The following is a 21,381-nucleotide window of genomic DNA, read 5'->3' as shown; positions in this document are numbered from 1 at the left end:
GAGGGGATTCTTCAATGACTTGGAAAGCAAGGCTATTAGTAGGTGCCGTGGTTCTTTTTTTGGCTTGTAATATCATCCTGCTATTTCTTAAAAATGATAAAATAAACAGGACTTACCATGCTGAAGAATGGACGGCTGTAAAAAAACAGGATCTTCTTGAAACTATGCCGGCAAAAGGCGTATTGGCCCCAAAAGAAGAACAGCATTTTTATTATGAAAATTCGATAGGTGCATTCAATGGGTTTCTTGTAGAAAAAGGAGACGAAGTTCAACCCGGTACAGGGTTATTTGAATACTCTCCAGAGGACATAATGCTTTCGAAAGAAAAGTTCCAAATAGAAAAAGAAAAGCTGGAACGCGAACTAATAAGCATAGAGAGTCATATTGGCGACCTGGAAAATATGCAGAGAAGCCTTGCGCTTATCCCCTCAGAAGATGACGGGCCAAATCCCGACACATACTTAATTCAAACAATAGTAAGGGATATTGCAGAAATGGAACTGCAAATCAGCAGGATTGAAAGTGAAATCCGGAAGTATGATGACCTGATTGGCGCAACAGATAAAAGCCTATCAAATCTTATAGTTGAAAGTGAGATCACGGGAACGGTTAAAAACATTAAGCATGACCTTACAAATCCAATAATAACAATTATTTCCAATGAACAAAAGGTTAAAGGGGTTTTTTCTGAGCAAGAAATTAGTAAAGTTGAGGAAGGGATGAAAGTTTTCATCATTCCGGAAGGCAGCAACCATAAAACAGATGGATCTATTGAAAAAATTTCATATTACCCAACTTCAAAACCCAATGTGGAGACAGAAAGTCGCTATGAATTCTCCATTGTGATGAATGAGTTGCCAGAGTTCAAAAGTTTTCATGGAAAGCATGTAGACATTCGTATTGTGCTGAATGAGGTAATAGGTACCCTGACGGTTCCTGATAAAGCCGTTAAGAAGTCAAAAAAAGGAACTTATACATATGCAATCCAGCAAAACGGCCTGCTAGAAAGAAAGTCTATTAAAGCAGGCACCAAAATTAACCAGACCCAGGAAGTGAAAGAAGGGGTTGAGAATGGAGAATTTGTTCTACTGGAAAGACCACCATTTCTCAAATCAGGTTTTCCTTTTATCACGTCATATGAACCGAAAAAATTGAAAAAGAAAGACTTAACGGGGTTAAGAAAGAAGGAAATGCTGAAGTATATAACTAGAGGATTCCTCTCAAGGTATTAAAACCAGCAGCTTAATGCTGCTGGTTTCTTTATGACTAATAATAAGGATCATTCTTACCGGATCGGGATCTGAACAGAATGCCGATAAACATAATCACGGCTGTAATCAGCCAGACAATCATAAAAGCTGAGCCAAGTGTAAAAGAGTTGCTAGCATAGTCCATGCTTTGCTCGGTATAGACAACATACACAAGGGGGACTGCATTCAAAAGGAAAAAAACAATAATCGCAGCCAGCTTGCCCGGCGTCTGCTGCTGGAACTTGGAGTAAATTAAAAGAAGACTCATTAATAATAAGGATAAGGACAAAAATGTAATAATGCCTACGATGTTCATTTAATCTCCTCCTTTAGACCCCGCTATTTATAGTATTCTTCAAAATATATGTATGTTCCTTCCTGAATATGGAAAAAGACACCTGTAAAAAGGTGTCTTAGTAAAATCTCTTAAATCCATCAAAATGTTTCTTCCAATACGAATTATCCAGACTGGAGACTTCAACGCCTGATGAGCCGGCATGGATAAATTTATTATTTCCTACATAGAAACCTAAGTGTGATATGCCTTTTTTATATGTATTCTCAAAAAATACTAAATCGCCAGGCTGCGGCGTATTCACGTAAAAAGAACGGCTGTAGTAGCCTTCTGAAGAGTAGCGTACCATTTTGGAGCCTGTCTGCTTTAGAACATAATAAATGAACCCGCTGCAGTCAAAACCTGAAGGAGTTTGGCCGCCCCATTGATAAGGAACACCAACATGCTTCTGGGCTTCAGCCAAAACCGACGCTGCTGCCCCGCTTGTCTGCTCATTATTCTCAGGCTTTCCGCTGGAAACAGATTCATTTGAATCCTTGTCTGCACTTAAGTTAAGCTTTTGTCCAACCAGGATTAAATCAGAGCTTAATTTATTCCACGCTTTAATCTGCTGAACAGTAGTCTTGTACTTAGCAGCAATGCCGCCTAGAGTGTCCCCTTTTTTAACTATATATACCTCTGAACTGCCGCCATTTGCAGGGCTTGACGGTGCAGGTGCTGAACCTGCCAGCTCCTGGGTATCTCCTGAGGTATTGCCAGCAGATTTTGAAACCTTAAAGACTTGTCCAGGGTAGATCAAGTGTGTGCTAAGGCCATTCCAGCTCATTAAATCTTTTAAACTAATATTATGACTTAAGGCAATTTTAGATAGGGTATCTCCGCTTTTAACGGTATAAGTTTTAGCTGTATTAGCTGGTGCAGGTGCTGTGGTGCCGCCTGATGGCTGATTGGATTCAGGCTTCTCTGCTGCTGTTGCCCCTGGTATTTCAAGTTTTTGATTGATTGATAGAAAATCGGAACTTAAATTATTGGCTTTTTTAATATCTGTAACAGTCGTTTTGTATTTAATAGCCAGATGAAACAGGGTATCCCCTTTTTTAACTGTATATGTATCGGCGGAAGCCTGAGAGGCAAAGGCAGAAGAGAGCATTGCTGCAGCAGCAATTGTGACCATCTGTTTTTTCACTTTTCCGAATCACTCCTTGGACATATTTTTGTACTATTTTACCACATATATCGTCCAAAAAGATCATTTTTTTACATCATTATACAAAAAACTAACTATTATTTTACAATAATGAAGGACTGTCGACTTATGTTGAGATGACTATTGGGTGTTTCTGTCGAAAATTGCCACTTTACCACGTATATAGTCATTATATCGTTCATCTCTCTGGAGACGGAAAATATCAAGAGCCTGCTCCATATATTTTTTTGCCAAAACAAACTGTTCCTGGAGTTCATAATTAAATCCAATATGATAATGCAGATGTCCCAAAAGAAATAACTGGTCCTTTCCTAAACAGCTTTCGATGGCCTCATGGCAGAGCTTGGTAGAGCGATCATAATCCTTTAAGTCTGTATAGGTTTTGGCCGTATTATAAAGAAGCCTGCTTCGGACGGTTTCATCATTCAAATAGAGGATTCCCTCTAAATGATTCATTGCTTGAAGATAGACATCAAGGGCTTCCGTATATCTTCCTGCTTCATATAGTAATATTCCTTTGCTATTTAGAATCTCAATTTCCCTTTCACTCCACACCTTCTCAAATGTCAAATTGATGGCTTTATCGATAAATGAAAGTGCCTGCTCGAGCTGGTGATCAACATGATACTTGTAAATTCCTTTATGCCAGAGGAGGTTCTGGAAATTTTTCTTGTTTGATGTAAAGAGGGGATTCCTTTCTTCGGATTTCACAATCTCTTTTATGAGAGGGTAATCAAGCTTGCGCCTGGCTATTCTAAGCTGGTTATTGACCTCCTGCACATAATCAAGCCTCGGGGTAGTTCCGTGCTCAAAAAAATAATTTATATCAACCCCCAGTCTTTGTGAAATAAAATATAATGTGGATGCCAAAGGAAGGACATCGCCTTTTTCAATTTTGCTGATTTGCGCCTGAGTACATATGTCCTTTGCCAGGTCTTTTTGGGAAAAACCTGCTGCTTTTCTTAACTCTTTGATTTTTTTTCCAATTGCAGAGAAGTCCAAATGTTACCCTCCTAAAAATATTCTTATAGTTATATTTACTATTGAAAATCCATATAAACAAGAGGTTTCTCTCTGAAACTCATGAAAAATGAGTAATTATCAATGATACATAAATTGCATATAAGTGTTTTAATAAAGATGAGAATTGCTTTTAGGAGGAAACCCTAACTGCATCTGAAGTAACATCCTTTTAAATCTCCAATTTTTGCCGGTTCCATATGCGGAAGCGGTTCTTTTTATTTTTTTAATTGGAAAAATATTGTCAAATGATAAAAAAAGAAATAGAATGTTGTCATAAGATTGCTAGGAAAATTGGAGGAGTTAAAAAGTTGCTGGACAATGAGGGTAGCAGAACGATAAGTGAACTTTTTTTGGAGATGCTTACAAAAGTCTATGAAATCGGAGTTGGGGAAAAGGAAATGAGTGTAAACCAGCTTCTTTCAGAGATTGAAAATGACCTGAGAAAAATCGTGGGCAATTAACGAAATCAACTAGACACAGAATATGGATGTTTACATAACCCTTTTATAGAAGGGTTTTTATTTTAGATTGGATAAAACAGGCTGCACTTTGAAGGCAGTCATTCATTTATAAAATTTTTAATTAATGAAAGGATATTTGCTGGAAACATCGAATAATAATATAGTGGGGCTATTTTTAAAGTAGCTGCAAAAATATTTTTCTGCATCTCAGTACCACTTTAAAGCAGGCTCATCACAAACAGCATATAGCTGATACAGTTCCTGAACACTCCTGAAACTTTATTAAACGATATTATACCTTTTGTGGTAAAATAATACTATTAATCATACTAAGTGAGGGAAAGCTGATGAATTTAAGTGAGTATTTAATTGGCGACAGCTTACAATCTTTTCGTCAGTATAAAGGGTTAAGTGTTAAGGAACTGGCAGAGGGCATATGTTCTGAGGAAGAGCTTATTTCTTTTGAGAGAGAGAAAGCGTATCCAAGTCTGGAAACGCTGAATCAATTAGCAAATAAAATGAATATTGATCTTACGTACTTCTTTAATATTGCCTCGAAGTCTACCATAAATTATTCTACAGCTGTTATGCAAATTATTAATAAGCACAAGCGGAATTGGAATTATAAGGCCATCTATGAAATTGTTCAAAAGGAACTGGATAATCCCCTTTTTCAGCCTGTCATGCTGAAGCAATTCCTGGTCTGGCACCAGGGGATCTGTGTTTTTTATCTTGAAAATGATTTTGATAAAGCGATCCAAATATTGCACGGCGCTTTGGATCTTACAAATGAAAAAAGAGTCAACTTATCGGAAAGAGAAGTCGAAATATTAGCAAGCATCGCTATTTTATATAAAGATATGAATCTCTATCAGGAATCCATATCGATGTTCAAAAAGGCACTTAATGATTTGGAAAAGCTGCCGCATATCCTTGAAAGCAGAGGGAAAGTCAGGATCCTATTTGGGTTATCCCAGGCCTTGACAGAGGTAGGGGAATTCCAGGAATCCCTTGTATATTGCCAAAAGGGAATTGATATTTGCATACATGAAGAAATCCAATATTTGTTTGCCAATCTGCACTATCAAAGCGGAGAGAATCATATAAAACTTGGCAATAAAGAAAAGGGAATCGAGTTTCTTCAAAAAGCTATTTATATCCTGCAGCTGCAAAAAAATGATAAATTTATCCAAATTGTCGAATCAGAAATGGAAAAATTACTCAATCGGTGTTAATATATAAATAATTCAATAAATTAAGAATGAGAGAGGAGTCAATGTCGTGAAAAAATTAATTTTAGCCGGAGCATTGGCATTAGGGGTAATTGGGGCTGGAGCATCTTTCGCAGGGAACCAGGAGGCTGGAATTCCCTCAGAGCATAGTGTTGTCAAGCCTGTAGAGTTAGCCGGCATTCCATCAGAACATAGTGTTGGCAAAACAATTGAATTAGCTGGTATTCCTTCAGAACACAGTCCGGCATATTCAACAATGGGGATTCCTTCTGAGCATTAATGATATTTTGAGCTTTCTATTAAAATGCTAAAAAGTTGTCTTTGCCCCCTTTAAGTATACATTCAAAAAATCTTCATGTTCACCATGGAGTAAAGAATGTTACTTGAAGGGGATTTTTTTATGCAACTTTAAAAGGTATTCCTAGGAGCTTAAGTTGAATGTGTTATAAAGAATCTTCCGAAGTGTAGGTTATCCATATTAAAGACAGCTCCAAGCTGAGAAGGATTATGGAAAATCGAAATTCTTTATTTAAGCTAATTCAACCCTTTTTTCTATTAATTTCATCTAGGGCAAAAAAATGACTGAACAAATAGATGCTATAACTCCGAAAGAAGAGAAAGAAGAAAGAAAAAATGCCAGTAGCCCAAACCCTATATGGATTATGCCAGAAAATAAAGCACGCTTAACAGGAGTCCTATTAGAAACTAACTCAGCAATCATAGAGGCTGGAAGACCGTAAATTAAAATTCCAAATAAAGTGAAGTAAACAGTAGCAGCTACTTCTGGAAAAAGGCTAAGTATAGATGGGAGTTTCGTTATATATAATCCACCAGTTATAATTAACGAAGTATACAATGATACCTTTACCTTCCTAAAGAACATTTGGTTTGTAAATAACGTTTTCCTCGAACCGGGCAGTAAGAAAACAATTGAAAGTATGATCAAGAGAATCCGGATGATAGTTGATTCTATAGAAACAACTATCATAAACAAAACCAAAATGACTGTGAAAACCAGAACGATAGAATTACCTTTAAACATAAGAAATTACACGCCTTTTTCTTCATTATAATAGTAATGGGCAATGGTTACCAAGGACTGTGATTCTCTTGAATGTGCTGTTTGAAAGTCTCGGCCAGAGGATCCATTGTTCCAACTACAAAAAATTCATCTTCATTTCCCAGACCCGTTATATATGTTTCCAGAAGAGCATATTTATTTATAAAGATTTCATTCCCAATTTAAATAGTATCATGTGGCAAAACATTTTTGAAAAGAGATAAATCGAATAACGTTAAATTCTGCCGATTATATTGGAAAGAGTATATAAGCCATTAAATAGTTCTATTCTAATTGCGTTTAAAATCAACAAACAGCCCGAGCACTCTCAAGTGATAGCTCGGGCTGTTGATTTCTAATTACTGAAGATTAGAATTAATTCTCATAGTAGCAGGCTTTCCAGGAAGATGATTCATCTGCTGCTTCTTAGCTCCAGGTACCGTTAATATATAGTGATTAAGCGGCAATAATTGCATAACCTTTACTATTGCAATGGAGCCCAAAAGAATGGCTCCAAAGACGAATGGGAAAAGAGATGTTTTCCAGACAAAGTCCGGGGCAATTTGGATAAAACTATAAAGAACAAATGGATGTACCAAATAGATGGCCATTGATAATGTTCCAATCCGGGTAAAAAAGCTGTTTAGCCATTTAACATTTTGAATTTGAGCTCCAATACCAATTACGAATAAGGTAATGATCGGAATATTAATCATGTTAGTTACCCTATTGGATGGCGTAGACCCAACTGTTTTGTATTCCCGTACTGCGACAGCAGTGATGATTAATACGGCAATGCCTAAAAGGTATTTGTATTTTTTAGAGAAGGCATAAAGCGGCTCCCAAAAGTATGCCAGGAACCCCCCAAAAATAAAATAGAAAATCCAGCTTGGCAGAAATGCCCTCTGATTAAGAATGTTCCCCAAGATCCCTTCAAAAAGTCCGGGATTGAATGATTTTACAAAATAATAGTTAATAAATACCGAGCAGACAAGCAGAACTGGCCAAATCATTTTTGATTTAAAGACCTGTAAGAGCGGAAACAATAAATAAAATTGAAAAACAATCGACATAAAGTATAAATGGTAATACGCATTACCGAAAATGAAGTTGGTTAAGAACTGCATTTCCCCTGAGACAAGAGGATTTACGCCAAGTACAAAATACGTAAACAAGGAATAGAAAACACTCCAAAAGAGGAAGGGCAAACCAATCTTTGTAAAACGGCTTTTCACAAATCGATTAAGATTAAAGCCTTTAAAACGGGTTTGATAAAAAAGAAGAAAACCGCTTATAAGTGCAAACATTGATGTTCCAAAGCGGCTGATTTGATTTATAAATAATGTAATTTCATTAAATTTTTCACCATGGGCATAATAAAAGGATCCTGAAACATGGACAGCAACAACAAATAAGCAACCTATTGCCCGTAACATGTGAATCTCAGATATGTGTTCTCGAGTATTACTCATAAATCTCACATCCTTGCGTTTATGAATTGGACCTGCTTGAATTCCTTTTACATCATAAACGAAAGGTTTCTCTATATCTCTATTGTAAAATAACTTTAACAAAAACTTAGCTGGACATTAATAAAGCAAACTAAAATTGGTTATTAAGGATAATTGTTCCTGTCTCAAAATAAAAAGAAAGGAATGTGATAAATTAATCGAAAATTGTTTAAGTATATAGTTGTTTGGTATCAGTACAATAGTGCTGATTGTTTAAAACTTTAATACCTAAGTGATTATAAGTTTGTTGAATAATTGGTTTGTTTAGTAAATGATAGGGAAACTGCTAAATAGTCGAGAAGAAATTATAAGGAGGAGATTAAATTGAGTGCAATATTTGGATCAGTAGAGTACTTTGAACGAAAGATTGGGAATTACCTAGCAAAAAAACAAATAAATGATGTTAACGAGAAGCAACTATTCAATATCGCTGCACAGCTGGAATACGAAATTCGAAACGATTTCATTTGCCATGAAAGAATAAAAAAAGAATGCTTGGAGAATCTATTTAAGGTCTATAGTAGAATATCTTCTGCAGAATAAAAGAGGTTAAAATATATTAAAATCAATAAAAACGGTACAAAAATAGTATTTTCTTGAAATCTTCTGGTCACCTTTAGCTGATTAACATATTCCTGTTCAAAGGAACTGAAAGGAGAAAAGACTTGAAGAAAATACTATTCTATTAGAAATAAAGGGGGAGCCACGAAACGTGGCTTCCCTTTATGAAGTATCTTATAAATTCTATTTATTTTATTGCCCCCTCCGATGCTTGTTTAATTAGCGTATTAAATTATACAATTGAGTTTCAGTATTCGGAGAAATAGACCCAACATCACCAATTAGATACATATGCTCGAGCTGACTTCGATTACTGGTTAGGAAAGTATTAACCTTATCTTCAACCCTATCAGTTCTGGTCAACAAGATAGGGGCATAGAAGAAGTTGGCTAGTGGTGCCCCGGATAAGGCGTCAGGGAATAGATCGCCTCTTGCAAAGGCAATTGTACTTAAACTCATTCCATAGTTTTCCATCGCGTGTTTTGCTACATTAATGGAAACCTCGTAACGGTCTTTTCCACCAATCCTTTGCACGCTTGCACCTTTGCGCAGCTCTTTGAGTTTTAATGAAACAGGATCTTTAACAGTTGCAGGACCGCCCACAATAATAAAATTAGTAATTTCAGGATGGTTCTTTATGAACGTTTGAATGGAGCTTGGAATCTCCTGGGATTTCACCAGCAGAATGGGCATTCCTGCTATTCCTGCAATTGTAGAAGCAGAAAGTGCATCAGGGAAAACTTCCCCGCTAGCAATTATTGCCGTATCAGATTCCATATAAGAAGAAACTTGCTCCGCAATACTGGAAGACACCACATACCGGTCCTTTCCGCCAATGCGCTCAATGTCATTTACTCCAAGCTGCCTTAGCTGTGATTCTACTTGAGTTGAGACTGAACCTGTCCCACCCAGGATTATTGCCCTTTCAGCACCATAGTCAGTGATTTTATCTTTAATTTTATCCGGAAGTTTATTTGTCTGTGTCAGCATGATCGGAGCTGCTTCAAAGCTTGCAAGCGGTCCGCCTGACAAAGCATCCGGGAATAAATCTCCTCGTGTAATAATAATTGTTCCGCTGTTGTATCCCCAATAATCCAGTGTACTGCTTACATTCCCCGATACATAATAACGATCTTTTCCATAGATTCGGCTAACGCCTGGAAAGGTAATATTATAAAAAGAAGTGATTGAATTTCCTTCGGAATTTACAGCATAAAAGGAAACCGTATTGAACCCCTTGCCCAATTCGATCTCTTCATGAAATGACCCGGGATATACCTCATATTCTCTAAGATTACTATAAATTCTTACATAATCTGAATTTCTCGTTTCTCCTGAGACTTTTAATATAGGAGAGGAACCCTTGCTTAGACGAAATTCATGATCCACAGGATTATTAATGATTAATTCCGGCAAGGTATTATCAGGTACACCGGAAAATTCCCCCTCAAGCCAAAAGTCATATTCGACAGGATGTTCACTCAAACCCATTGCGACTATAGCATAATCACCTGCTGGAAGTTCAAAGGAAGAGTACTCTGCAGGATCGATTAGTTCATCATTATCATATCCGTAAATAAATATATCAACATCTTCTTGCGATACAAGATCCCAAGAGAAGTTTCCGCCATCAGTAGAAAAAGAAAATTCATGGATCTCATAAGCATCAATGTATTCATTGTACTGGATCTCAGCTGAAGTTTGTTCCTGAAGAGAAGAGGCTTTAACTGAATCCGATGTGTTTCGCTGTTCAAGCTGATTAATAATTTGGAGCCTTTTTTGCTCCCTGTCAAGAGGAGGATTTGACTCCGCAAAGACGGAAGTGCTTGCGATAGTTGAACCTACAAGAGCGGCAACAGTGAAACTAGAAATGAGTTTTGAAAGTTTCATTTGGTAATCTCCTTAAAATTTTATAACTTTATTTTAAAGTCAAAGGATATACACTGTAAATAATAAATTGTAAAATATTTGAAAATATAGATAAAATTTTTTGCGACAAAAATTTTGCATAGGACATAGGAAAGTAACTTCAAATGTCGTGGAATTAATCGTCTATCAAATTTTTTAATTGATTCTATCAAAATAAAAACGGTTATGCTTCTTTAATAAGGAATTTCCTTTATGGGGGTTTTTTAAAACTCAAGGTGATTATGTGAAAATTTGCTAGGCAAAAAGGGATTAAAGAGGTGAGTTTCTGTGTTAGCTGCGATGCTTGCAGGGTTATAACTGCCTGAAGGGGAAGCTATAATTACTATGGATGCGGATCTTCTGCATACTCCTTCACTCTTCCCCAAAATGATAAAAGGTTGCTTTAGTTGAACAGGTGATAGCTAAAAGGATTCGAGCTGGTGATTCACCTGCTCGTTCTCTTGTTTCAAAAAGCTACTATAAAGTAATGAACCGTTTTGTAGACATTAGTCTGACTGGTGGAATTGGTGACTTTAAGTTATTAAGCAGAAAACTGCAGATGACGGGATATATGCTTAGTATTCACTACCTCCAGCTGAAAATCATTTCATGGATTTTGTTGCGTCATTAAAAGATGCAAGATTTGACCAAGGTATTTTAAAAGAGACTAAAGGAAATGGATTATTAATAGATTCCCAGGAGCCTATCGAAATTACCATTCCACTTAAAGAACATCAACTCTCTGAGCTGAACTTCTTTGTAGATATTATTCCTTTTACAAAAAACAATGGTGTAACGATACTGTATTAAATGATAAGGGACAAAAATATTATATAGAGAAAAATAAGAGTAAGAACCAGTATGTTTCATCACAGTATCATTATAAAGAGACGTTAATCATGTTCTTTTCTGAATGGGGGCAGATGGTGAGTCTGAATAGATTAAACTTATTATCTAACCAGGAAAGTTTCTATTAAAGGATGTAAGAGTTACTGCTGGAAGTTATGCTGAATTCGGCAGATGGGTTAATAAGCATCAATCCAACAGTTTAGATAATATTGCTTCAGTATAACCGGATCTGTAAATGCTGATTAAAATTCTGTTCTATTTCTTTCCATTCTTTATTCAAAGCCTATATTGACGGAAAAAGGGGCAGTAACTTTTCCTGTTCATTCAGCCTATACAGGTATTTACATTCCAGAAGGCACCCATGAAATAAATAAAACAAAGGTATTTGCCTGAAGGTCTTTTAGTTGGCCTTGTTATCTCTCTAGTGAATTTAATAGGGTTTTAAGCTGCAGAGTATATTTATTAAAGAAAGTTAGAATAAACTTGAAAGGTAAAGTAGGATGAGAAAGGAACCTATTGTTTGGGTCCCCTTTTTTATTGCATAAAAATAACAAAAATAAAAGTAATTCATTCTCTTACATAATATAATAGTTTCAACTATTAAATGGGAGCTGAGTACAATTAAATCTTCTATTGCTGTTCTTATTTTTATACTATTCTTTTTGGGGCCAATAGGCAATCATATAGTGCATGGGGATTCGGAAAGAATAGAGTTAATTGTATTGTTTCATGAAAAAGTAAAGAAAGAGAGTATATGGGACGCTGAAGGGATTATTTTAGAGGAATTTAAAAACATACCAGCCTTGAAAATTTCCCTTTTTGAGACAGATCTGAATCAATTAAGGCAAAACTCTGCTGTAAAAAGTATTGAAAAGGATCTTGAAGTAAAAGTTGGCGGCCAGATGCGTGGCTGGGGAATAAAATCTATTAAAGCACCAAATGAATGGAAACTCAATTTCAGCGGAAACGGGGTTAGGGTAGCTGTTCTTGACACGGGCATTTCCCCTCATCCGGATCTATCTGTTGCGGGCGGTAAATCGTTTTCTGGCTACACCAGTTCATACCATGATGATAATGGGCATGGAACCCATGTAGCGGGAATTATTGGTGCTAAGAACAATAATATTGGGATAGTCGGAGTAGCGCCGGGTTCACAATTATACGCAGTTAAAGTACTGGACAAAAAGGGTGCCGGCTCCTTGTCCAATATTATTGAGGGGATCGATTGGGCTATAACGAACAAAATGGACATTATAAATCTTAGCCTTGTAGCAAATGGTCATTCGGCTGCCTTAAAGACAGCAGTTGACAAGGCTGCGGATTCTGGCATTTTTGTTGTAGGAGCAGGAGGGAATAATGGAAGAATGGATGGAGCCAATGATACGGTATCATATCCGGCAAATTATCCTTCGGTTATCGGTGTTGCAGCAGTGGATGAGTCAAATAGCAGGGGGGCTTTTTCAGCTACAGGAGATGGAATTGAATTTTCTGCCCCTGGAGTGAATATAAAGAGCACTATACTCAATAACGAATACGCCTCTTACGACGGTACATCAATGGCAGCAGCTTTTGTTTCGGGGAAATTGGCATTATTAAAGGAAATGTTCCCAACGGCTACAAATACATGGATCAGGAGCAAGCTGAGAGAAAATGCAATGGACCTTGGTGTTCAAGGAAAAGATCCATTATATGGCTATGGTCTGATCCAGCCTATCCTCAATGCAGAAAGAATTGGGGGAAAAGACAGGTTTGAAGTTGCTGCTAATATCTCAAGAAAAGGGTGGGAAAAGTCGGAGACTGTTTTTATAATCAATAACCTTGCTTTTGCTGATGCTTTAGCTGCTTCCCCACTAGCTTACCGATTCAATGCTCCGATTCTTCTGACTGCTTCTAACGAGCTTCATTTAAAAACGATAGAAGAACTTAAAAGATTGAAGCCAAAGGAAGTAATATTAATTGGCGGAAAAGGGAGCGTTACTGAAAATATTCAATCGGAAATAAAACAGATGGGGATAAAAACTAAAAGAATTGATGGGCAAAATCGTTTTGAAGTGGCTGAAAATATCGCTGAGATGATGGGCACGTATCAAAAAGCAATCATAACAAATGGTTTAAACTTTCCAGATGCCCTGGCAATTGCTCCGTATGCTGCTGAAAAAGGATATCCGATCCTTCTTACACGGCCAGATAAACTGCCGGAAAACATAAATGCCCTTCTAGCAAAGCATCCGCTTGAAGAGACTATTGTGGTTGGCGGAGAAGCAAGCGTTCGGCCCAGTGTCTATAAACAATTAGTTGCCCCGATTAGGATTGGCGGAAAGGATCGTTTTGAAGTAGCTACAAACATTAAACTTCTCTACTATCCTGCTGCAGAGCATTTATATATTTCAGCCGGAACAACTTTTGCAGACGCATTAACTGGGTCTGTCTTAATGGCAAAGGACAAAACAACCATCCTCTTAACAAAGAGAGATGAACTCCCTGTGACGGCCCGTAACACAATAGTAAAAGGAAATACGAAAAGCTTTACGGTTTTAGGCGGGGAAGGTTCTGTGGGGAAAGGTGTTTTTCCTTACTTAGTGAAATAGTGAGTTATTTGCAGAAATTAATGGCTGGTATCTTTACATCAAGCTGAAAAATACAATAATTACCAATGAAATTAGTTTAATATTACATTATTATTAAACGATGTAATAAATTTGAAAAAAATAAAAACAATCTGTAATGGAATCTATTTGAAAAACAGGAAAAAAGTAAGTGGATTAATTTAAATTCTGTTTACTTATTTTAATTTTTTGCGTATTATTAGACTATAAAATTACAAATATCTACAAAAATCGTTACGATATTCAAGCCATGGAGGAAACAAATGGCTAATTATTTGTTTGTAAGAGGGAATAGAAATAAAAGATTCTTTGCTAATGTGGCAGAAGAGTTAGAAAAAAAAGGGCATAAATGTTTCATATTAAAGTTGGAGCTAGGGGAACTATTTTTTAAATCCAATGTGGAGTCTGTCTTTACTACAAATTGGACTAATAAAAATGAGTATCCTATTTCTGATGACGAACTTTTAAGTCTTCAGATATACAATATAACCTATATTGAAAACATATTAGGAAAAAAAGTTACGAAAAAGCAGCTAAGTACATATAAAAAATATATGTATTTTATCAATAGTTATATAGATGACAAAAAAATAGATATAATATGCCTTTTTAATGGCTATCATTGGATTGATCAAGTAACCAAGTATTTAGCTCAGAAAAAAGGTCTTATGATTTATTATTTCGAGGACGGTTTGTTTAGGCCTTATACTATTACTTGTGATTCAAAGGGAATTAACGCAGCTTCTTCTGTGAACAAGGAATCCGATTTTTATGATTCTATTATAATGGATAAAAAGCGGTTAAAAAAATATCTTTTTAAGCCTGAGAACCCGCAATTATTTTTAAACAGAAAAGAAAGCCTTACAAAAGTTGCTTTAGTGAAGTTTCTGTCAATGGTAGGCAGCTTCTTTAAAATTCATCCAAGATTGTATGATCACATTACTTTGTGGCAGGCAATAAAGTACTTTATTTTTAAGAAGACCTACCATATTAGAAAAGATGATCAAATTGCACTTCCGGACGAATATGTGTTTGTCCCTTTTCAAGTATCAAGAGATACACAGATATTTTATAACTCTCCTAGAATAAAGACGATGGAAGAGTTTTTATTTTATGTTCACAAGGCCGTAGCAACATACAATAAAAAGCATAATCGCAATATCGCAATTTTAGTAAAAGAGCATCCAGAGGATATGTCAAGAAATAATTACAAGCAACTAAAGAAGAAGTATGAAAATGTTAAAGAGGTCACTTTTATTCAAAAATATAGTGTAAATAAATTAATTAAAAATTCTATTACAGTAATAACAATAAACTCAACTGTTGGTATAGAGGCGCTAGCCAAGAATAAGCCCGTCATTACACTTGGAGATGCACTTTATAATATTGATGGTATCGTGGAAAAGTGTGTTAATCCTAACGAATTATATCAGAGCCTTTTTAATTCCATAAATATCCCTTTTGTCAAGGATAGGGTTGAAAAATTCATCTATTATTTAAGGTTTCATTACCAGGTTGAGGGTACGCTGAATATCCCGAACAGCCAAACAGCTAAAAACATAGCTGATAAAATACATGAACCTATTAATCAAGGTTGATATCGAGGTGTTAATATTGAAAATTATTGGTGTCATTCCTGCACGCTTTGGATCTACGCGCTTTCCGGGTAAGCCACTAGCATTAATTAATGGAAAGCCTATGATACAGCATGTGTATGAACAGGTATCAAAAAGTAAGTATATTGATCAAATTGTTATTGCTACTGACCATGAAAAAATTATTAAGACCGTTGAAGGTTTTGGTGGACAAGCTGTTATGACAAAAAAAGATCATGAGACAGGTTCTGATCGGATCTCTGAAGTAACCTCCTTGGTAGAGGGTGATTTCTTTGTCAATATTCAGGGTGACGAGCCCTTAATCGATCCACGCCTTATTGATGATTTGATAAAAACAGCTCAGGCAGAGAACGGGCGGGTGGTTGTCACAGCTAAGACTCAGATCCATGATCATAATGATGTAGCAAATCCCAATGTGGTTAAGGTTGTAACTGACAAAATGCAAAATGCTTTGTGTTTTTCACGTTCAGTCATTCCATATAACCGTTCTAATAAGGAAATTGACTACTTTAAACATTTGGGTATTTATGGATACCCTAAATCGATTCTTAATGAATTTGTTAATTTGCCACAAACGCCTTTAGAAGAAGTGGAAATGCTTGAACAGCTCAGACTGCTCGAGAATGGCTATACAATTAAGGTAATTGAAACGCAATATAATGCAATTGGTGTTGATACGCCAGAGGATATTGAAAAAGTGGAAAAAATCTTAGGAGGAAAACATCATGTCTAAACAAGTTATTTTAAATGAAGAAATTAAATTCGGCGGTAATAATCCATTCGTGTTAATTGCTGGTCCATGTATGCTTGAAAATGAACAGCTTGTTATGGAAACAGCAGAAACAATCAAAGAGGTAACAACGAAACTTAATGTACCTTTTGTTTTCAAAGGTTCATTCGATAAAGCTAATCGTTCATCCATATATTCAGACCGTGGACCGGGATTGGAAAAAGGGCTTGAATTACTGCAAAAAGTAAAAGAAACTTTTAATCTGCCGGTAACCTCGGATATTCATGAGCCAAACCAGGCAGAAGCAGCTGGAGCAGTTCTTGATATTATCCAAATTCCAGCGTTTCTTTGCAGACAGACCGATCTTTTGGTAGCTGCTGCAAAAACGGGGAAAATTGTTAATGTAAAAAAAGGCCAATTTTTGGCTCCATGGGATATGAAAAATGTTGTTACCAAACTTCGTGAGTCTGGAAATGATAACATCCTCTTAACTGAGCGTGGAACAACTTTTGGCTATAATAACCTTGTTGTTGATATGCGATCACTAATCACAATGCGAGAAATGGATGTTCCAGTTGTTTTTGACGCTACACACAGTGTGCAAATACCTGGAGGAAACGGCACTACTACAGGAGGGAAACGAGAGTTTGTACCGTATCTTTCAAGAGCTGCTGCTTCCGTAGGCGTTGATTCAATCTTTATGGAAGTTCATCCTGACCCAGATAATGCATTATCAGATGGCCCAAATATGGTCAGGCTTGAAAACCTCGAAGAAGTATTAAAGCCAATTATTGAAATTGACCGTTTAGTAAAACAATTATAAAAACAGGGGGAAGATAAATGTTAGACCTTAAAGCGCCTTCGCTTGATTTTACAGATAGTGTTATGGAAGTGTTAGAGAAAGAGGCACAGGCAATTTTGGAGTTGAAAGAGGTAATTGGTGACTCTATAAATGACGCCCTTAATATGATTCTGCAATGCCGCGGGAGAGTCGTAATAACTGGAATCGGAAAATCGGGGATCATTGGCAGAAAAATTAACGCTACTATGGCAAGTACAGGTACACCATCTTTGTTCCTGCATCCCTCTGAAGGACTCCATGGTGACCTTGGAATGGTAACAAAGGATGATGTGGTTATCGCTATTTCGAATAGCGGGGAATCTGATGAAGTTCTTAATCTGATTCCTTCTATTAAACGTATTGGCTCTAAAATGATAGCGATTGTCAAAAATCCATTATCTACCCTTGCTGTAAAATCAGATATTGTTTTAACAATTGGTAATGCGAAGGAAGCCTGCCCATTAGGTCTGGCACCTACTACTAGCACAACTGTTACTCTAGCTTTAGGTGATGCTTTAGCTATTGCACTCTTGAAAGCGAGGAATTTCCAGCCGGAAGATTTTGCTGTGTTTCATCCAGCTGGTTCCCTAGGAAGGAAGCTTTTATTAACTGTTAACGATGTTATTCAGACAACTCGTAAAAATCCTCTCATTATGGGAGATGCAACTATTAAGGAAGCTCTCTTCTTAATGACGGCTCAAGGATTGGGTGCAACAAGTGTAGTCGACATGAATGACCAATTGGTCGGGATCTTAACCGATGGAGACATTAGGCGGGCTTTTGCTTTATCACCTGATTTATTATCTAAGTCTGTAGATGATTTATGCAACAGAGAGCCTGTTGTAATTCAAGGTGAGCTACTTGCATCTGAAGCTTTCCGTCTAATGGAAGAGAAGAAAGTTAACGTACTACCTGTTGTTGATGACTACTATAGACCAATTGGAATGATCCATATTCATGATCTTATGAATCTTGGATTATAAGGAGTCCTTAATGAAAAAGATCAAACTTATCGTTTTGGATGTTGATGGTGTACTTACAGATGGAAAACTATATATGGGATCTGATGGAGAAGAATATAAGGCTTTCCATACTCAAGACGGAATGGGAATCAGCCTTGCGAGATATGCAGGAATTAAGACAGCAATCATTACCGGCAGATCTTCCGAAGCAGTAACTAAGCGTTCAAAAGAATTAAAAATTGATTATGTATTTCAGGGAATTCATGAAAAACTTGAAGTCCTACAGCAAATCGTATCTGAGCTGCAGATAGGGTTGGATGAGGTTTGTTATGTAGGGGACGATATAAATGATTTACCTATTTTACGTGAGGTAGGGTTCCCCGCAGCACCTAATAACGCTGTACCTTATGTAAAAGAACAGGTAAAATATGTTTCTCTACTAAAAGGTGGGGAAGGTGCTGTAAGGGATATAATTGAATCTATATTACAAGAACAATATGATTATGAAACTCTCTTAGATGATTACCTATATGGCAAAATCAGAGTGGTTCAATAAAAGGAGTATTTCTAATGAGTGACTGTCCAATATGTGAAAAACATCGTAATCTTGAAACAACTATATTTGAAGATGAGTACTGGATTGTAACTCATGGGCCGCTTGATTCACAAATACTAGGATACTTATATATAGAGCCAAAACGTCACGTTGAAAATTGGATTGACCTAAGTCACTCAGAATTACTTAAAGTTGGTCCCCTTTTTAAACGTTTAGAAGAAGCTCTAAAAAAAGAGCTAGACATTGATCGAGTGTATACTGTAACTATTAGTGAGGCTGTAAGGCACTTGCACTTCCATATTATTCCCCGTGAAAAAGGGAATGAAGTTAAAGGACTGCCCCTCATAGAACAGGCAACACAGCAAAAGGTTAGTATTCGAAGTGTTGATGAAAAAACCCATACAAACTTCATTCAATCATTAGGAAAATATTTTTAAAATAGGAAAGCACTAGTTGGTTATTAAATAACTTGTTACTAGTGCTTTCAATTTGTAACGGAGATATTAAATACTTGTTCATATAAATCTGAAAATCTCTAAAGGTGGTTCAAATGGGGAGATTAAAGAGTCTGCTAAGACAAACAATTGGATATAATGCTTTTCTAAAAGTAGCCATAATACAAAAAAAGTTAAAACCTAAAAAAATAACGAAGAAGCCTATAGCTTTCTTGTTTGGTTTTAGTGAGTGGAAGCATTCATATATAAAAGCTTATTTATCGAAATATGAAGTAATTTTTATAAAAGACAATGAAAACATTAACTATATAATTAATGAGGCCGAAAAATTTAAAAATAAGGTTTTTATGGTTTGGGGTTACAAGGACAGGCCCAGAGTAATCAAGTATGCTCAAAAGAATAGAATTCCCTACTATAGAATTGAGGATGGTTTTATTCGATCTGTTGAGCTAGGAGCTTCCAAAAGTACTCCGATTTCATTATCTATTGATTCAAAGGCCCTTTATTATGATGCTACTAAGCCAAGTGACCTGGAAGACCTATTAAATGAATATGATTTTAACTCTGATAAAGTATTGATGGCTCGTGCTGCAAATTGTATTGAAATGTTAAGAGGGTTAAACATAAGTAAATATAATAACGTTGACTCAAAAAACATTAATAATGTTTATGGAAAAAAGCTTAAAAAGAGAATATTGGTTATTGGCCAAGTAGAAGATGATGAATCCATTAAGCGAGGTTGCTCAAAGCCGATGACAAATAACGACCTTGTCTGGCTTGCCAAAATGGAAAACCCGGATGCCGAAATAATATATAAACCACATCCCGATGTTTTGTTTGGCAAAAGGGCTATGCAATCCAATCCTGATGATGTCAGGCACCTTGCAAAGGTAATCACAGAGCCGCTTAGTTTAACAGATGCTTTTGAAACAATTGACCATGTATATACAATTACCTCTCTTTCTGGTTTCGAGGCTTTATTAAGAGGTATTAAGGTAACTACATTTGGAGCCCCTTTTTATTCTGGCTGGGGTTTAACTGATGACAGACAAACAACTGGAAGAAGGAATAGGAAACTTTCAGTTGAAGAAATTTTTGCTGCAGCATATATTTTATATCCAAAGTACATGCATCCAATTACTAAGGAGTTTATTAGCATAGAAGAAGCGATAAAAACTATAAAATGTATGAAGGATTTGAACACCAGAAATCTTATTAATGAGGTTAATTCCTTTAAAAGTACCTTGGATTTTTCAATTCCAAAAGAAGATGTTTCTAAGATTGGGGTTATGTCAAAAGGAATTAAAGCCATTCCGAATCTCCAGTCATTCCTAAAAGGTGAATTGATCTTTAATCCCTCTGAAAGGGTCGGTGAGATCGATTATGTTGCTGGGTGGGGGATGAAGCCAAGTGCAAAAAAAGCGATAGAGTTTTGTGAAAAGCACAATATCCCCTATTTGGGCTTGGAAGATGGCTTTTTAAGATCTATAGGTCTAGGGGTTGACGGCTCACCTCCATTGTCAATATGTTTAGACGATGTAGGAATATATTATGATGCAACTCGTCCTTCAAGGTTGGAAAACATCTTAAACAGCAGCGGCTGGGAGACTGAGCAAATTTTAAACGATGCTGAAGAGGCATTAGCTTTAATTAGAAAGAATTATTTGAGCAAATATAATCATGCTCCAATGGTTGAAGGAAACACTTTTGTTAATAATGGTAAGAAACGTGTCCTTATTGTTGATCAAACGCTTGGTGATATGTCCATTTCATTAGGATTGGCTGATAAAGAGCAGTTTAAACAAATGTATGAAAAAGCTAAAAAAGATAACCCTGACGCTGACATTTTCATTAAAACTCACCCGGATGTAATCTCTGGCAAGAAGGAAGGAAATCTCACTCATAAAGATGTAGGAGTGTCAGTCCGTTTTCTATATAATGACTGTAACCCATTATCTCTATTGGAACAGGTTGACAAAGTATACGTCGTAACATCTCAGTTTGGTTTCGAGGCACTTATGCTAGGAAAAGAGGTCCACTGCTTCGGAATGCCATTTTATGCAGGTTGGGGAGTAACCAAGGATGAGCAAAAGGTGGAAAGAAGGATTAAGCAACGTAGTGTAACAGAGATTTTTGCTGCGGCATATCTGCTTTATCCTCGTTATATCCATCCTGAAACGGGGATGCCCGGTACAATATTTGATGTAATCAATTATTTAGCTGTTCATAGACCACAAGTATAAAGTAAAAGGATTAAA

At 36.4% G+C, this 21,381-nt stretch carries 20 protein-coding genes; 15 read left to right on the top strand and 5 right to left on the bottom strand.

What is annotated here, in order from left to right; all coding sequences use genetic code 11:
- Nucleotides 1-14 precede the first annotated feature (14 nt).
- The gene (locus tag NYE23_RS23085; RefSeq protein ID WP_341081512.1) at nt 15-1,232 is read left to right on the top strand and encodes an efflux RND transporter periplasmic adaptor subunit; all 1,218 of its coding nucleotides are present in this window, start codon (nt 15-17) and stop codon (nt 1,230-1,232) included.
- A 34-nt stretch (nt 1,233-1,266) separates the two neighbouring features.
- Here the strand turns inward: NYE23_RS23085 and NYE23_RS23080 are convergent, their stop codons facing one another.
- The 3 genes from NYE23_RS23080 to NYE23_RS23070 all read right to left on the bottom strand — a co-directional run bounded on the left by NYE23_RS23080 (nt 1,267) and on the right by NYE23_RS23070 (nt 3,754).
- The gene (locus tag NYE23_RS23080) at nt 1,267-1,566 is read right to left on the bottom strand and encodes a hypothetical protein (protein ID WP_341081510.1); all 300 of its coding nucleotides are present in this window, start codon (nt 1,564-1,566) and stop codon (nt 1,267-1,269) included.
- Between the two features lie 97 nt (nt 1,567-1,663).
- Nucleotides 1,664-2,731 carry a LysM peptidoglycan-binding domain-containing protein gene (locus tag NYE23_RS23075; RefSeq protein WP_341081508.1) on the bottom strand — a complete coding sequence of 356 codons (1,068 nt, stop codon included), beginning with the start codon at nt 2,729-2,731 and terminating at the stop codon, nt 1,664-1,666.
- 141 nt (nt 2,732-2,872) lie between these two features.
- Nucleotides 2,873-3,754 carry a helix-turn-helix domain-containing protein gene (locus tag NYE23_RS23070; RefSeq protein WP_341081506.1) on the bottom strand — a complete coding sequence of 294 codons (882 nt, stop codon included), beginning with the start codon at nt 3,752-3,754 and terminating at the stop codon, nt 2,873-2,875.
- Between the two features lie 329 nt (nt 3,755-4,083).
- Between NYE23_RS23070 and NYE23_RS23065 the strand changes: the two genes are divergently transcribed.
- From NYE23_RS23065 to NYE23_RS23050, 4 genes are all read left to right on the top strand, one after another.
- The gene (locus tag NYE23_RS23065; protein WP_341081504.1) at nt 4,084-4,236 is read left to right on the top strand and encodes a hypothetical protein; all 153 of its coding nucleotides are present in this window, start codon (nt 4,084-4,086) and stop codon (nt 4,234-4,236) included.
- Nucleotides 4,237-4,583: 347 nt separating this feature from the next.
- Nucleotides 4,584-5,471, top strand: a complete 888-nt coding sequence (locus NYE23_RS23060) for a helix-turn-helix domain-containing protein (RefSeq protein WP_341081502.1) — start codon at nt 4,584-4,586, stop codon at nt 5,469-5,471.
- A 46-nt stretch (nt 5,472-5,517) separates the two neighbouring features.
- Nucleotides 5,518-5,748 (top strand): hypothetical protein, encoded by a 231-nt coding sequence (locus NYE23_RS23055; protein WP_048009134.1) that lies wholly within the window; start codon nt 5,518-5,520, stop codon nt 5,746-5,748.
- A 298-nt stretch (nt 5,749-6,046) separates the two neighbouring features.
- A complete protein-coding gene (locus tag NYE23_RS23050) occupies nt 6,047-6,208 on the top strand; it encodes a hypothetical protein (RefSeq protein ID WP_341081497.1) in 162 nt (53 codons plus the stop codon).
- Between the two features lie 679 nt (nt 6,209-6,887).
- Here NYE23_RS23050 and NYE23_RS23045 read toward each other — a convergent pair.
- The gene (locus NYE23_RS23045) at nt 6,888-8,000 is read right to left on the bottom strand and encodes an acyltransferase (protein WP_341081496.1); all 1,113 of its coding nucleotides are present in this window, start codon (nt 7,998-8,000) and stop codon (nt 6,888-6,890) included.
- Nucleotides 8,001-8,363: 363 nt separating this feature from the next.
- Here NYE23_RS23045 and NYE23_RS23040 point away from each other — a divergent pair, with 363 nt between their 5' ends.
- Nucleotides 8,364-8,582 carry a hypothetical protein gene (locus NYE23_RS23040; protein ID WP_341081494.1) on the top strand — a complete coding sequence of 73 codons (219 nt, stop codon included), beginning with the start codon at nt 8,364-8,366 and terminating at the stop codon, nt 8,580-8,582.
- A 237-nt stretch (nt 8,583-8,819) separates the two neighbouring features.
- On the opposite strand, the gene NYE23_RS23035 is transcribed toward NYE23_RS23040, so the two are convergent.
- On the bottom strand, nt 8,820-10,490 hold the full coding sequence (locus NYE23_RS23035) for a cell wall-binding repeat-containing protein (protein WP_341081492.1): 1,671 nt from the start codon (nt 10,488-10,490) through the stop codon (nt 8,820-8,822).
- A gap of 627 nt (nt 10,491-11,117) precedes the next feature.
- Between NYE23_RS23035 and NYE23_RS23030 the strand changes: the two genes are divergently transcribed.
- The 9 genes from NYE23_RS23030 (at nt 11,118) to NYE23_RS22990 (ending at nt 21,366) form a co-directional block, all read left to right on the top strand.
- Nucleotides 11,118-11,318, top strand: a complete 201-nt coding sequence (locus NYE23_RS23030) for a hypothetical protein (protein ID WP_341081490.1) — start codon at nt 11,118-11,120, stop codon at nt 11,316-11,318.
- Nucleotides 11,319-12,079: 761 nt separating this feature from the next.
- Complete coding sequence (locus tag NYE23_RS23025) at nt 12,080-13,945, top strand: S8 family serine peptidase (RefSeq protein WP_341081488.1); 1,866 nt, start codon at nt 12,080-12,082, stop codon at nt 13,943-13,945.
- A 281-nt stretch (nt 13,946-14,226) separates the two neighbouring features.
- Complete coding sequence (locus NYE23_RS23020) at nt 14,227-15,561, top strand: capsular polysaccharide export protein, LipB/KpsS family (RefSeq protein WP_341081486.1); 1,335 nt, start codon at nt 14,227-14,229, stop codon at nt 15,559-15,561.
- 16 nt (nt 15,562-15,577) lie between these two features.
- Nucleotides 15,578-16,312: a 3-deoxy-manno-octulosonate cytidylyltransferase gene (gene kdsB, locus NYE23_RS23015; protein WP_341081484.1), complete on the top strand. Its 735-nt coding sequence runs from the start codon at nt 15,578-15,580 to the stop codon at nt 16,310-16,312.
- Nucleotides 16,305-17,132, top strand: coding sequence for a 3-deoxy-8-phosphooctulonate synthase (kdsA, locus tag NYE23_RS23010; protein WP_341081481.1), 828 nt, complete (start codon nt 16,305-16,307; stop codon nt 17,130-17,132). Before kdsB ends, kdsA begins: the two co-directional genes overlap by 8 nt.
- 17 nt (nt 17,133-17,149) lie before the next feature.
- Nucleotides 17,150-18,133, top strand: a complete 984-nt coding sequence (locus NYE23_RS23005) for a KpsF/GutQ family sugar-phosphate isomerase (RefSeq protein ID WP_341081478.1) — start codon at nt 17,150-17,152, stop codon at nt 18,131-18,133.
- 10 nt (nt 18,134-18,143) lie between these two features.
- On the top strand, nt 18,144-18,668 hold the full coding sequence (locus NYE23_RS23000; protein ID WP_341081477.1) for a KdsC family phosphatase: 525 nt from the start codon (nt 18,144-18,146) through the stop codon (nt 18,666-18,668).
- Between the two features lie 14 nt (nt 18,669-18,682).
- Nucleotides 18,683-19,105 carry an HIT family protein gene (locus tag NYE23_RS22995; RefSeq protein ID WP_341081476.1) on the top strand — a complete coding sequence of 141 codons (423 nt, stop codon included), beginning with the start codon at nt 18,683-18,685 and terminating at the stop codon, nt 19,103-19,105.
- A gap of 113 nt (nt 19,106-19,218) precedes the next feature.
- Nucleotides 19,219-21,366: a capsular polysaccharide export protein, LipB/KpsS family gene (locus NYE23_RS22990; RefSeq protein ID WP_341081474.1), complete on the top strand. Its 2,148-nt coding sequence runs from the start codon at nt 19,219-19,221 to the stop codon at nt 21,364-21,366.
- The last annotated feature ends 15 nt before the right edge of the window (nt 21,367-21,381 follow it).

The organism is Cytobacillus sp. FSL H8-0458 (assembly GCF_038002165.1).
Taxonomy (GTDB): Bacteria; Bacillota; Bacilli; order Bacillales; family Cytobacillaceae; genus Cytobacillus.
Note: the sequence above shows the minus strand (reverse complement) of the source record. Positions and strands in the feature narration are given on the sequence as shown.